At 71.4% G+C, this 12,258-nt stretch carries 12 protein-coding genes; 5 read left to right on the forward strand and 7 right to left on the reverse strand.

Annotated elements, in window-relative coordinates:
- Positions 1–66: 66 nt before the first annotated feature.
- Entirely contained in the window at positions 67–555 is a 489-nt protein-coding gene (locus ACFWY5_RS27825) for an RrF2 family transcriptional regulator (RefSeq protein WP_379635262.1), read from the forward strand.
- Here the strand turns inward: ACFWY5_RS27825 and ACFWY5_RS27830 are convergent.
- From ACFWY5_RS27830 to ACFWY5_RS27840, 3 genes are read right to left on the reverse strand one after another with little or no spacing between them, the layout of a single operon-like run.
- Complete coding sequence (locus tag ACFWY5_RS27830) at positions 552–1,919, reverse strand: purine-cytosine permease family protein (RefSeq protein WP_379613042.1); 1,368 nt, start codon at positions 1,917–1,919, stop codon at positions 552–554. The genes ACFWY5_RS27825 and ACFWY5_RS27830 overlap by 4 nt on opposite strands.
- Positions 1,916–3,364 (reverse strand): aldehyde dehydrogenase family protein, encoded by a 1,449-nt coding sequence (locus tag ACFWY5_RS27835; RefSeq protein WP_379635264.1) that lies wholly within the window; start codon positions 3,362–3,364, stop codon positions 1,916–1,918. The genes ACFWY5_RS27830 and ACFWY5_RS27835 overlap by 4 nt, the downstream gene beginning before the upstream one ends.
- Positions 3,361–4,350, reverse strand: coding sequence for a Gfo/Idh/MocA family protein (locus tag ACFWY5_RS27840; RefSeq protein ID WP_379635265.1), 990 nt, complete (start codon positions 4,348–4,350; stop codon positions 3,361–3,363). Before ACFWY5_RS27840 ends, ACFWY5_RS27835 begins: the two co-directional genes overlap by 4 nt.
- A 150-nt stretch (positions 4,351–4,500) precedes the next feature.
- Here ACFWY5_RS27840 and ACFWY5_RS27845 point away from each other — a divergent pair, with 150 nt between their 5' ends.
- The gene (locus tag ACFWY5_RS27845; RefSeq protein WP_379635268.1) at positions 4,501–5,484 is read left to right on the forward strand and encodes a TetR family transcriptional regulator; all 984 of its coding nucleotides are present in this window, start codon (positions 4,501–4,503) and stop codon (positions 5,482–5,484) included.
- On the opposite strand, the gene ACFWY5_RS27850 is transcribed toward ACFWY5_RS27845, so the two are convergent.
- The 3 genes from ACFWY5_RS27850 to ACFWY5_RS27860 are packed head-to-tail and all read right to left on the reverse strand — an operon-like array spanning position 5,485 to position 7,551.
- Entirely contained in the window at positions 5,485–6,756 is a 1,272-nt protein-coding gene (locus ACFWY5_RS27850; protein WP_379635270.1) for a cytochrome P450, read from the reverse strand.
- Position 6,757: 1 nt separating this feature from the next.
- Positions 6,758–6,955, reverse strand: a complete 198-nt coding sequence (locus tag ACFWY5_RS27855; protein WP_379613037.1) for a ferredoxin — start codon at positions 6,953–6,955, stop codon at positions 6,758–6,760.
- Complete coding sequence (locus ACFWY5_RS27860; protein WP_379613036.1) at positions 6,952–7,551, reverse strand: TetR family transcriptional regulator; 600 nt, start codon at positions 7,549–7,551, stop codon at positions 6,952–6,954. The genes ACFWY5_RS27855 and ACFWY5_RS27860 overlap by 4 nt, the downstream gene beginning before the upstream one ends.
- Positions 7,552–7,687: 136 nt before the next feature.
- On the opposite strand from ACFWY5_RS27860, the gene ACFWY5_RS27865 reads away from it, so the two are divergent.
- From ACFWY5_RS27865 to ACFWY5_RS27875, 3 genes are read left to right on the forward strand one after another with little or no spacing between them, the layout of a single operon-like run.
- On the forward strand, positions 7,688–8,632 hold the full coding sequence (locus ACFWY5_RS27865; protein ID WP_379635272.1) for a hypothetical protein: 945 nt from the start codon (positions 7,688–7,690) through the stop codon (positions 8,630–8,632).
- Positions 8,633–8,666: 34 nt separating this feature from the next.
- Complete coding sequence (locus tag ACFWY5_RS27870) at positions 8,667–10,136, forward strand: MFS transporter (RefSeq protein WP_379613034.1); 1,470 nt, start codon at positions 8,667–8,669, stop codon at positions 10,134–10,136.
- Positions 10,133–10,561: a MarR family winged helix-turn-helix transcriptional regulator gene (locus tag ACFWY5_RS27875; RefSeq protein ID WP_379613033.1), complete on the forward strand. Its 429-nt coding sequence runs from the start codon at positions 10,133–10,135 to the stop codon at positions 10,559–10,561. The genes ACFWY5_RS27870 and ACFWY5_RS27875 overlap by 4 nt, the downstream gene beginning before the upstream one ends.
- Here ACFWY5_RS27875 and ACFWY5_RS27880 read toward each other — a convergent pair.
- On the reverse strand, positions 10,556–12,166 hold the full coding sequence (locus ACFWY5_RS27880; RefSeq protein ID WP_379635273.1) for a hypothetical protein: 1,611 nt from the start codon (positions 12,164–12,166) through the stop codon (positions 10,556–10,558). The two genes, ACFWY5_RS27875 and ACFWY5_RS27880, sit on opposite strands and share 6 nt — an antisense overlap.
- Positions 12,167–12,258: the final 92 nt, after the last annotated feature.

Consider the following 12,258-nt stretch of genomic DNA (forward strand, 5'->3'; position numbering starts at 1 on the left):
CTCGGATATTTTCTATCCGAGTTCTATCACACAACTCGGACAGAAAATGTCCGTAAGCTGGGGCCCATGAAGTTGTCCAACGGGGTGGAGTGGGCGCTGCACAGCTGCGTCACGCTCAGCCAGAGCCGCGCGCCCGTGCCCGCGGCCCGGCTCGCGGAGCTGCACGGCACCCCGCCCGCCTACCTCGCCAAGCATCTGCAGGCGCTGTCGCGGGCGGGCATCGTGCGCTCCACGGCTGGCCAGGTCGGCGGGTACTCCCTGACCAGGCCGGCGGCGGAGATCTCGGCGCTGGAGGTGGTGCGGGCCATCGACGGCACCGAGCCCGCCTACCGGTGTACCGAGATCCGTCAGCGCGGGCCGCTGGCCCTTCCGGCCGAGCGGTGCGAGCGGCCCTGCGCGATAGCCCGCGCGATGGCTGCCGCCGAGGAGGCCTGGGCGCGGGCGCTCGGCGAGGTCACGGTCGCGGACCTCGCCGAGCGCATCGACGCCGACAGCGGAGGTACGGCGATGGCCGCCGTCGGCAGCTGGCTCACGAGCGATACCGCCGGTCGTTAGACCACCGGCGCGAGGTCGGCCGATCGGGTGCGGGCCAGCAGGAGATAGAGCGGGACGGTGACGGCGAGGCTGACGATCCAGCTGATGTCGGCGCCGGACAGGGCCGTGGCGACCGGGCCGGTGTAGAGGACGGTGCTCATGAACGGGATCTCCACCAGAATCCCGACCGTGTAGGCGATCAGGGCGGGCTTGTCGTACCTGCCGTACCGGCCGCCGTCGGGCAGGAAGAAGTCCTCGACGGCGTACCGTCCCTTGCGGACCAGGTAGAAGTCGACCAGGTTGACCGCGGTCCAGGGGATGAACACGTACTGCAGCAGGATGATCAGGTTGGTGAAGCCGGTGACGAAGTCGTCCGACATGAGCAGGGCGACGAACGAGGCCACGGCGACCATCGCCGCGCCGATCGCCGCCCGCTCGCGGGTGCCGGGCAGCCAGCGGGAGCGGAAGGTCTGCACGATGGTGACGACCGCTAGCACGGCGCCGTACAGGTTCATCGCGTTGAAGTGCATGATCACCGCGGCGAAGCTCAGCAGCGCGATCGTGCTCAACGGGCCGCCGAGCACCTGGGGCATCCCGGTCAGGACGTCGCCGCGGACCGCGATGGAGACGATGACGCCGACGGCCATCGGGACGATGCCGCCCAGGACGGCGCCGGCGTACGTCCACCAGAAGGTGGAGCGGAGGCTGGCGGTCCGCGCGGGCATGTAGCGGGAGTAGTCCGATACGTAGGGCGCGAACGCGATCAGCCACAGCGCGCCGACGGCCATCGTGCCGAGGAAGCCGCGCAGGGTCGGCTGGCCGATCTGGAAGACCGCCGCCGGGACGTTGCCCATCACGGCCATGCCGACGACCAGGACGCCCACGGTCGCGACCGACACCGCGGTGATGACGCGGCCGATGAGGTGGATCAGCTGGTAGCCGACCACGCACACGACCAGGCCGACGACCGCGAACAGCGCGGAGAGCAGCCAGATCGGCACCGCGGGCAGGGCCGCGTTGACGGACTGGGCGCCGGAGACGATGTTGGCCGCGTAGATGCCGACGTACATGATCAGGACGACGACCAGGACGACGAGCGACCCGCGGACCCCGAACTGGCCGCGGCTCTGGATCATCTGGGGGACCCCGAGCTGCGGCCCCTGGGCGCTGTGCAGCGACATGGCCAGCCCGCCCAGCAGCAGGCCGGCGAGCAGCGCGATCAGGCTCCACCAGAAGTCGAGCCCGTAGACCAGGGGCGCGATGCCGCCGGTGACGAAGGTCAGCGGGCCGATGTTGGCGGCGAACCAGATGCTGAACAGGTCGCGTGGCCGGCCGGTCCGCTCGTCGGCGGGGATGATGTCGATGCTGCGTCGTTCCAGCGTCATGGCGCTTCCCAGGGCGAGGGCTGGGCCCGGTGGGCCAGGTAGTTGACCTTGAGCTTGGTGAACTCGCGGATGGTCTCCAGGCCGCCCTCCTCGCCGCGGCCGGAGGCCTTGTGGCCTTCGTAGGGGACGTGGGCGTGGTCGCGGAAGGGGGCGTTGGTCCAGACGATGCCGGCCTGGAGCCGGTCGGTGAGCTCGACGGCCTCGTCGAGGCGGTCGGTCCAGACGGTGGCGGCCAGGCCGTACGCGGTGTCGTTGGCGAGGCGTACCGCCTCGTCCAGGCCGCGGTACCTGAGGACCGACACGACGGGGCCGAAGATCTCCTCCCGCGCCGCCGCCATGGACGGGGTCACGCCGTCGAGCACGGTGGGCTGGAGGAAGGCGCCCTCCTGGCGGGGACGGCCGCCGCCGTGGGCGATCGTGGCGCCCTCGGCGAGCGCGGCGTCGATGGCCCGCTCCACTCCTTCGCGGTGCTCGCGGCTGACCAGCGGGCCCATCTGGGTGGCGGGGTCCATCGGGTCGCCGACCACGACGTTCGCGGTGGCGCGCAGGAACAGCTCCAGGAACTCCTCCGCGATCTCCTCGGCGAGCAGCAGCCGGGACCCGGCCGTGCACACCTGCCCGGCGTTGAAGAAGGCGTGGAACACCGAGGCCGCGGCGGCGGTCTCCAGGTCGGCGTGGGCGGTGACGATGTTGGCCGTCTTGCCGCCGAGCTCCAGGTGGCAGCTCACCCCGGACCGCTGGATCAGCGCGCCGACCTCGGTCGATCCGGTGAACGTGATCTTGCTGACGCCGGGGTGCGCGACCAGCGCCGCGCCGGTCGAGGCGTCGCCGTTGACGACGTTGACGACGCCGGGCGGGAACCCGGCGCGCGCGCACAGCTCGCCGAACATCGCGGCGGTCAGCGGCGTCTGCTCGGCCATCTTCAGCACGACGGTGTTGCCAGTGGCGAGGGCGGGACCGGTCTTGGTGACCGCGAAGAAGAAGGGGAAGTTCCAGGGCGCGATCGCCGCGACGACTCCGTAGGGTTCCCGGCGTGAGGTGGTGAGGAAGCCGGGCTGCTCGGCGTAGCTGGTCCCGCGGACGTTCTCCGGCAGCGTCGCGTAGTACTCGAGGATCTCGGCGGAGACCGCGACGTCCGCGCGGGCGTCCTCGATGGGGTGGCCGCTGTCGCGGGACTCGGTGACGGCGATGGACTCCGCCTCGCTCCGCACGACCTCCGCCAGGTTGCGCAGCAACCGCGCCCGCTCGGCGGGCGGCAGGCGCCGCCAGTCGTCCCGTTCGCCCGCCGCGCCGGCCGCGCGCACGGCGGCGTCCACCTCCGGTACGCCGCCGAGCGCCACCGTGGCCAGCCCGGACCCGGTGGCCGGATCGACGGTCTCGAACGTGGCCCCGCCGGCGGAGGCCACGCTCCGCCCGCCGATCAGGTGCGGGACGTCGGCGCTCATGCCGCGACCCCGGCCGGACGGCCCGTGCGCAGGGACTCCTCCAGGGCGAGCGCCGCGGCCAGGGCGCCGCGCGCTTCTGCCCCGGTGACCAGGGGCGGGCGGCCCTCGCGGACGGTGGCGAGGAATCGCTCGACCTCGTTGACGTACATCCCGGTCTGGACGCCGAAGACCTCGCCGTTGAGCGCGTCGGGGAACTGGGCGGCGTCGCCGTGGACCACGACGCCGTGGTCTCGTTCCGTCAGGTACGCGTTGCCGTTCACGCCCACGTAGGACAGGGCGTGGTCACCCTGGTCCAGGCCGGCCTGGTCGGGCAGCGCCCATGACGTCTCGTGGGCGCCGACGCAGCCGTTGGCGAAGCGCAGCGTGGCGACGATGGAGTGCGCGCCGCCCTCGTCCAGCCCGGGGACGGGCGTGCGCGAGGCGACCCCGCTGACCTCGACGATCGGCGATCCCACGATCCACTGCAGCACGTCGAAGTCGTGCACCGCGAGGTAGAGGGCCAGCGACGTCTGTCCCTGCTGCCGCCGCCCTTCTGAGGCGGGCCAGTTCCGCCTGGTCACCGTGTGTACGGCGGGCCCGAGCGCCTCCGTCGCCGCCCGCACGGCCAGATACCGGCTGTCGGCCCGCAGGGAGTGACCGACGACCAGGCGCCCTCCGGGGTCGGCGGCCACCATCGCGTCGGCGTCGGCCAGCGTGGTCGCCACCGGCTTTTCGCAGAACACGTGCTTGCCCGCGCGCAGCGCCGCGATCACCGGCTCCCGGTGCAGCCCGTCGGGCGTGCTGACGAAGACCGCGTCGACGTCGCCGGAGGCGACGGTCTCGATGGCGTCGGTCGAGAAGCGCACGCCCTCCGGCAGTCCCGCGGCCGTCTCGGGGTCGAGGTCGCAACAGGCGACGATCCGTGCGGCTCCGCCGGCATGCAGGGCGGCGACCCTGATCCTGCCCATCCAGCCCAGTCCGACGACCGCGCAGTTCACCTTTTGCATGGTTGGCTTCCTTCACCTGAGCAGGTATACGTGTATAAATGAATAACCTGCTTGACTACGTGTCCAGGAATGTAAATACGCCCGCCGTGCTTGTCAAGGAATATCTTGGACAAGTAGTCAGCGCGGATTCATACCTTCAGGGAGTGACGGATGTCCGAGGACGAGATCCTCGACCGGCTCTGGCGGGCCCGCTTCAGCCCGGACGGCAAGCACGCCGAGTGCCCGGTCTGCGGTGAACCACGGGGATTCCACCGGCTCCACGGGCGCCGGACCTACAGCTGCGCCACCTGCGGGCACCAGATCAGCCCGACCGCGGGCACGGTCTTTCACGGCTCGTCCACACCCCTCGCCACCTGGTTCGCGGTCATCAGGCGCGAACGGGCCGGGCGGGGTGCCGGGGCCGCCGAGCTGGCCCGCGAGCTCGGCCTGCCGTACGCCACGGCCTGGAGGTTGTTGAAGAAGGTGCGGCAGGAGCGCGCGGGGCTGGACGCGCTCGGCGAGGTCTGGAACACCGGCGAGGAGCCGCCCGAGCCCAGGGCGGAGACGGCCGCGCCGTCGCGGGAGCAGCAGTTGCTGGCGGCGGCGCGCGACGTGGTGGTGGAGGAAGGGCTTGAGGCCACGACCGTGCGGGCCGTGGCGGCGCGGGCGGGCGTCTCCACCGGCGTCGTCCACTACTACTTCGAGAACAAGGACCAGATCCTGCTGAAGGCGTTGCGGCAGGCCCACGAGAAGGCGTCGGGACGGCGCGACGCGATCATGGCGGAGCCGGCGAGCTGCGCCGAGAAGCTCGCCGACCTGATCGCCCTGGCCATCCCCACCCACGGGGCCGAACGGGACGAGTTCATCCTGTGGCTGGAGTACTTCCACGTGGCCATGCGCGGCCGGCTGCCCGGCGCTGACCTGCCGATGGCCACCCGGTTCCGGCAGTACTTCTTCGACGTGATCGAGGAGGGCGTCCGGTCAGGCGAGTTCAGGCCCGCCCGCGACGTGAACGCCATCGCCGAGCAGCTGATCGGGCTGCTCGACGGGCTCGGGCAGGCCGCCGTCCTGGACCGGCAGTGGATGTCCTACGAGCGCATGGCGCACCTGGTCCACGACTTCGTCGAGAGCACGCTCCGGCCGCGGCGACCGTGATCAGAGGCGCCGGATCGGGAGGGTTCTGGGGCCGCGGACCTGGCCGGTGGCCCAGGTGACCGCGTCCGGGTCGGACAGCGTGAAGGACGGGACGCGTTCCAGCCACACCTCCAGCGCGACCCGCAGCTCCATGCGGGCCAGGTGCGAGCCGACGCAGCGGTGGATGCCGAGGCCGAACGCGACGTGCCGGTTGACCTCGCGGTCGATCACGACCTCGTCGGCGCGCTCGAAGTAGGCGGGGTCACGGTTGGCGGCGGGGAACGACAGCAGGATCCAGTCCTCCGCCTTCATCTCCACGCCGTTCCAGCTCAGGTCCTCCTTCACCAGCCGCGCCATGGTCACCGGCGCGTACGCGCGCAGGAACTCCTCCATGGCGGTCGGCAGCAGCTCCGGCTCGGCGACCAGGCGTTCGCGGTCGGCGGGGGTCTTGGCCAGGTGCCACAGGGAGGCGCCGATCGCGCTCCACGTGGTGTCGATGCCGGCGATGAGCAGCAGGGCCATCGTGCCGGCGACGTGGTCTGGGGAGAGCTTCTGGCCGTACAGCTCGGCGTCGATGAGGAACGTGGTCAGGTCCTCGCGCGGGCGGTCGAGGTGGTCGCGGATCTGGACCAGCAGATAGTCGAAGAGCCGGCCCATGTTGACGATGCGCTGGTCCGGCGGCAGGTTGACGCCTTCCAGCGCGCTTTCGATGAACTCGCGGAACCTGGGCCCGTCCTCCTGCGGGAAACCGAGCATGTCGGCGATGACGCGTACCGGGATGTGCTGGGCGTAGTCGCGGGCTGCGTCCACGACCTCCCTGCCCTCCATGGCGTCGATCAGCGAATGACAGAACGCCCTGGTCGCCGCCTCCCTCTTGCCCACCTCGGTCTTGGTGAAGGCGGGCAGCAGCAGTTTGCGCGCGTCGTGGTGGAAGGGCGGGTCGGAGGAGATCGGCGGCACGCCGCCCACGGGCGCGATCTCCTTGGGCGGGCGGAAGTTGCTCATGATGATCGAGCGCGAGGAGAAGCTCTCGGTGTCGTAGGCGATCGCGGCGACGTCCTCGTAGCGGGTGGGCAGCCATCCGCCGCCGAACCGCTCGGTGTGCGCGATGGGACACCGCTGCCGCAGATCATCCTGGATGGGGTACGGATCAGCCGCCCATTCCCCCTCGGTGTGGGAGAAATCGGTCGCCCAGTCGGCGACGGGGCCGGTGATGATCTCGTTGCGGGTGCCTTCGAGCGGGGCGTCCTGCCGGTCGTCCGCGGCTGGGGTGAAGCGGTCGTCGACGGTCATCTCACGCCTCCTGTACGGCTATCGCGCGTTCCGGGCAGTTGGCCGCGGCCAGCCGGGCGGCGGGCACGGCGGCGTCCCGCACGAGGCCGTCGCCGGCGACCTGCCCATAACCCTCGTCGTCCTCGGTGAACAGCTCGGGCGACAGGTCGTAGCAGCGCCCGTGACCCTGACATCGTTCGGCGTTGATGTGGACTTTCACTGCTTGTGCTCCTGTGCTCCTAGCGCGGTCACGACGCGGGAGAGCAGCTTGGCCCACTCCCTGGCGTCGACGGCGTGCAGGTCGGGGGTGATCAGGGCGCTGCCCATCGCGAGCAGGAGGCAGAAGTGGGCGAGGGCGTCCGGCGACAGGTCGGACTCGATCTCCCCGGCGTGCTGGGCGGCCTCCACCAGCCCGGCCAGCCAGTCGGCGCGCTCGCCGACGTACCCGCGCATGGGCCTGGCCAGTTCCTCGTCCCGGCGGGCGGCCACCAGCGCCTCGACGATCAGGTAGCCCGCGGCCTCGCGCCGCTCGGGCAGGCGGTCGCCGACGATGAGGAGCAGATCGGTGATCGACCGGTCGGGCTCGGCGGTGAGCAGTTCGGCCAGCAGTCGCGGGCCGTGCGCGCGCAGGGCGGCCACGAGCAGGTCGGCCTTGGAACCGAAGTGCGCGTAGAGCGCCCCGTTGCTGACCCCGGCGGCGGCGGCGATGTCGGCCACCCGGGTCCCGTCGTACCCGCGCTCGGCGAACGCCTCGGCGGCGGCGTGCAGCAGCCGTTGACGTGTCTCGGCGGCGGTGACGCCGGCGATGCGGCCCATGTCCGAATTAAAAGACCGTTCATTTGATACGTCAAGACTTTTCAGCCCCGGACAGCGCCTGTGAGACGTCGGACACGCTGGGCGATCGCTCGTACACTTTCTGTGGTGGCTGGCGGTCGGGAGAGGGTCGGGAACGATGAGCGGGCCGGAGTCGGTGACCTGTCACGAGGACCTGGTGAAGCTGCTGGCCGAGCAGTTCGCGCGGGCCGACGTGTCCCTTCGGGAGCTTCAGACGCGGGCGGAAAGGGCGGGCGGTGCGCGGCTGCCGCGCACCACCTGCGCCGACATGCTGGCCGGCCGGCGGTTCCCCAAGAAGGCGGTGATGCTGGCGTTCCTGCGGGGGTGCCGGGTTCCCGACGCTCAGCTCCCCGCGTGGGAGCGGGCGTGGGACCGGGTGCGGGTCGGTCGGTTGCCGCCGGGGACTTCCGGCGAGCCGCCGGTCTTGCCCGGGCGCGTATGGACGGTCCGGCGGTGGCGGCGCGCCGGTCTGCTGGCCGCGATGGCCGTGGCGACGGTGGCGATCAGCCTCGGCGTCATGGCTCAGCGGGTGACTCCGCAACGCGGCACGTCCGCAGGGGTGCCCGGCAGCTTCGTGGGGGCCTCCCACATCGTCAGTGACGACGGACGCTCGTTCCCCCGCGGCGGGTCGAGCCGGTTCACCGTGCGTGTCGATCCGGCCAGCACGAGGGTACGGCTGGTCCGCCGGCTGGACGTGGGCGTCGGCCTGCAACATGCCACGATCTCCGTCAACGGCGTCCCTGCCGCGGAGTGGCGGCCGCTGCTCGAAGACGCCGTCTACAAGTGGCGCGACCAGGTCGTCACCCTCCCGCCGCATCTGACCGCGGGGCGGGACTCGCTCACCATCGTCAACACGTCCGTGTCCGCCTCGGGCTTCAACGAGTTCTTCTACACCGTGGAGAACGAGGTCGACGGGGGCTGGACGGTCGCCGACAGGCTCGACGTCGGCCGCGGCCACGTCGCCGGCGAGGCCGCGCACGGCTACCGCGTCGCCGGGGAGGACTGGGCCGACGTCCAGACCTTCGCCTATCCGCCGCGGAGGGCGGACTGGCGGGTCCGCTGAGCCGGATATTTAGTTATGCGAATATAATCGTTGTATGCCTATAACCAATAGGACGCCCGTCGCCCTCGCGCTGAGCCCCCGTCAGCGGATGCTCGTCCTGGCGATCTGCTGTATGAGCCTGTTCATCGTCGGCCTGGACAACACGATCGTGAACGTCGCGCTGCCCGCCATCCGCCGCGACCTGAACGCCTCCGTCTCCGGCCTGCAGTGGATCATCGATGCCTACACGGTGGTGCTGGCGAGCCTGCTCATGCTGGCCGGCTCGACCGGTGACCGGGTCGGCCGGCGCCGTACGTTCCAGATGGGGCTGGCGCTGTTCACGCTCGGCTCGCTCATGTGCTCGCTCGCACCGGGCCTCGGCTGGCTGATCGCCGCGCGGGCGCTGCAGGCCGTCGGTGGGTCCATGCTCAACCCGGTGGCCATGTCGATCATCACGAACACCTTCACCGAGCCGCGCGAGCGGGCGCGGGCCATCGGCGTGTGGGGCGGTGTGGTCGGGATCAGCATGGCGCTGGGGCCGCTGGTCGGCGGGGTCCTGGTGGACTCGGCCGGATGGCGGGCGATCTTCTGGATCAACATCCCGGTGGGGCTGGCCGCGTACTTTCTGTGCGCGCGGTTCGTGCCGGAGTCGCGGGCGCCGCGCCCGCGCCGGGTGGACCCGGTCGGGCAGGTGCTGGTCATCGTGTTGCTGGCCGTGCTGACGTACACCCTCATCGAGGCGCCGGCGGCCGGGTGGGGGTCGCCGCGGACGCTCGCCGGGTTCGCGGTCGCGGCGCTGGCGCTGGCCTGTCTGGTGCCGTACGAGCTGCGCCGTACCGAACCCCTGATCGACCTGCGCTTCTTCCGGAGTGCGCCGTTCACGGGGGCCACGGTGATCGCGGTGTGCGGGTTCGCCGCCTTCGCCGGATTCCTGTTCGTCAACACGCTCTACCTCCAGGACGTGCTGGGCCTGTCCGCGCTGCACGCCGGGCTCTACACGCTGCCCATGGCCGGGCTGACCCTGGTCTGCTCGCCGCTGTCCGGCCGGATCGTCGGCAATGCCGGGACCCGCATCCCGCTGCTGGTGGCGGGGGCCACCATGGGGGCCAGCGGGCTGATCATGACGGGGCTGACGGCGGACACGCCCACCTGGCGGCTCATGGCCGCGTACGTGCTGTTCGGGGTGGGTTTCGGCATGCTCAACGCGCCGATCACGAACACCGCCGTGGCCGGCATGCCACGGACCCAGGCCGGTGTGGCCGCGGCCGTGGCCTCCACGAGCCGCCAGATCGGGCAGTCGCTCGGTGTCGCCGTCATCGGCTCGCTGGTCACCTCGGCGGTGGCCGGACCGTTCGCCACCGGGTTCCCCGCGGCCAGCCGTATCGGCTGGTGGATCGTCTTCGGCTGCGGGGTGGCCATCGTGCTGCTCGGTATCCTGACCACGACCGGCTGGGCCCGCCGCAGCGCCGCCCGTACCGCCGAAAGGCTCGCCCAAGCTCCCGACAGAACGGCGGACGCCCCATGAGCGACACCCCCGACCAGGAGGCGGTGGCCCGTGTCTGGGCCGCCATGTACGACCTCGTCCTGCGGCAGGAGGACCGTCGCAAGGAGGTGGCCGAGACGCTCGGCGTGAGCTTCTTCCGGGTCAAGGCGCTGCGCCGGCTGCTGGCCGGGCCCAAGACCATGCGGGAGCTGACCGCCGACCTGTCGACGGACAAGCCGTACACGACGTTGATGGTGGACGACCTGGAGCAGCGCGGCTACGTGACCCGCAGCGTCTCCCCCGACGACCGGCGCAGCAAGATCGTCACCCTCACGCCGGCGGGGACGGCCGCCGCCGAGGCGGCCGAGCGCATCCTGGCCCGCCCGCCGCGCTCCATGCTCGCCCTGGACCCCGGCGACCTGGCCGCCCTCGACCGCATCATGACCAGCCTGCGTACCGCGTCATGACCAGGGGACGTGGGCGATCTTCTTGGTGGAGCGGCCCGGGTAGACGACGATGAGGTGTTCCTCGCCGGGCGCGTCGGGGTCCTTCTCGTCCCATTCGAAGTCGCGGGCGTACACGCGCATCCGGTACCGGCCCGGACCCGCGGCCAGGTCCGGGAGCGGGCCGAGCGCGCCGCTTTCCACACCCTCGGAGTACCGCTCCACCCCCAACCGGCCGGTACGGCTGGCGATCCCCACCTCGACCACCCTGTCCCAGCCCTTGAGCCGGAGCGGCGGCGCCTTGCCGAAGGCCTTGAGCGTGAGGCACATCGGCTCGTTCTCGCCGAACGTCGTGATGGCGGCACTGCTGCCCACGGCGTCGATGAAACCGTCGTCGATGGCCTTGAAGAAGTCGCCGCCCGGGGCCCCGATCTCGTCGTAGACGTCGTAGCCGCCGCCTTCGAACAGCATGTACGCGGCGGTGCCCTGCCGTTCGGCCCGCACCTTCGGCCAGGGGTCGGAGCAGCGGGCGTTCATCCTGGCCCTCTCGGACTGCCACGCGGCCTCCCGGAGTTCGTGTTCCCGGAGCTGCTCGGCCTGTTCGACTGCCTCGTCGGCCCGCTGCCGGGCGATGACGGCCGGGCACAGGAACTCCAGGGCGGCGGCGAGGTCGGGCGGGTCGGCCGCGCCGCCTGCCAGCCGGAGCCGAGCGGTGCGGTCCATGGCGTCGGTTAACGCGCACATGTCCGCGGCGTGTGCAAGAACGCGCTGGTCCGGCAGGTCCTCGGGGAACATGTTCGCGGTCCTGGCCAGGCAGAGGAAGGCACGCCGCCGGTCCTCCGGGCGGGTGGCCGCGTACGACGGGCAGGGCTCTTGCGCGGCGGTGAAGCTGAACCTGGCACTTTCCTCGGTACCGACTACGACGAGCGGCAGGGCGAGCGCGAGCGCGGCGGACAGCCGCGAGGGACGGCCGGTCGCCGGCCGCACGGCGCCGGGACGGGCGAGCTCGTGCGCGGTACGCGCCAGCCACACCGTGGTGAAGACGCCGAGTGCGTTGAGCAGGGTCCCCATGCCGAACACCAGCTCCTGGGGCTCAGGAACGAGGAGGAGCGCATGGAGGGCAAGCTGGACAGCAAGGCCGAACCGCCCGATGCCGATCGTGGCCCTGCTCCAGCGACCGTCGCGGCGCTGCCCGATGAGGATCATCGCCGTGCAGGCCACGCTCGGCAGCGCGAACAGGGCGAACACCACAGGGCGCGAGCGGTCGAGGAAAAGCGGTACCGCCTCGACCAGGCTGAGGGCGATGGCCGCCGCCCGGAACCAGGCCGGGACCCCCGAGATGACGCGGAACAGCAGGATCACCGTGGCGATCCACAGAGCCGCGCTCCCCAGATCCGCCACGGTGTCGGACAGCTCTTCGACGAGTTCCCAGAGGCCCAGGTTGCCGACGATGCCCGCATAGATCAGGCGCCGCGGCCAGATCACGCTCGGCGGGAGGTTCGCCGCGCGGGGCAGCGCAGGACCGCGCAGCACCTGCCACAGCGCCCAGGCGTTGAGTCCGCAGATCCCGGCGAGCACGAGCCCCAGCCAGTCCGCCACCGCGAAGGGGCTGACCCAGAACGTGGCCATCGACAGCACTCGAAGGTCGCCGGACACGGCGGCGTGCGCCGCGGCGGCGGTCGCGGCGGTCAGGTAGAGCGTGACGATGACGGCCGCCGTCC

The organism is Nonomuraea sp. NPDC059007 (genome assembly GCF_042740555.1).
In the GTDB taxonomy this organism is placed as follows: domain Bacteria; phylum Actinomycetota; class Actinomycetes; order Streptosporangiales; family Streptosporangiaceae; genus Nonomuraea.

Coding starts and splice junctions, on each gene's coding strand:
- ACFWY5_RS27845 (WP_379635268.1), top strand. CDS start 4,501: ATGTCCGAGGACGAGATCCTCGACCGGCTCTGGCGGGCCCGCTTCAGC.
- ACFWY5_RS27875 (WP_379613033.1), top strand. CDS start 10,133: ATGAGCGACACCCCCGACCAGGAGGCGGTGGCCCGTGTCTGGGCCGCC.
- ACFWY5_RS27865 (WP_379635272.1), top strand. CDS start 7,688: ATGAGCGGGCCGGAGTCGGTGACCTGTCACGAGGACCTGGTGAAGCTG.
- ACFWY5_RS27860 (WP_379613036.1), bottom strand. CDS start 7,551: ATGGGCCGCATCGCCGGCGTCACCGCCGCCGAGACACGTCAACGGCTG.
- ACFWY5_RS27840 (WP_379635265.1), bottom strand. CDS start 4,350: ATGCAAAAGGTGAACTGCGCGGTCGTCGGACTGGGCTGGATGGGCAGG.
- ACFWY5_RS27835 (WP_379635264.1), bottom strand. CDS start 3,364: ATGAGCGCCGACGTCCCGCACCTGATCGGCGGGCGGAGCGTGGCCTCC.
- ACFWY5_RS27830 (WP_379613042.1), bottom strand. CDS start 1,919: ATGACGCTGGAACGACGCAGCATCGACATCATCCCCGCCGACGAGCGG.
- ACFWY5_RS27870 (WP_379613034.1), top strand. CDS start 8,667: ATGCCTATAACCAATAGGACGCCCGTCGCCCTCGCGCTGAGCCCCCGT.
- ACFWY5_RS27850 (WP_379635270.1), bottom strand. CDS start 6,756: ATGACCGTCGACGACCGCTTCACCCCAGCCGCGGACGACCGGCAGGAC.
- ACFWY5_RS27825 (WP_379635262.1), top strand. CDS start 67: ATGAAGTTGTCCAACGGGGTGGAGTGGGCGCTGCACAGCTGCGTCACG.
- ACFWY5_RS27880 (WP_379635273.1), bottom strand. CDS start 12,166: ATGGCCACGTTCTGGGTCAGCCCCTTCGCGGTGGCGGACTGGCTGGGG.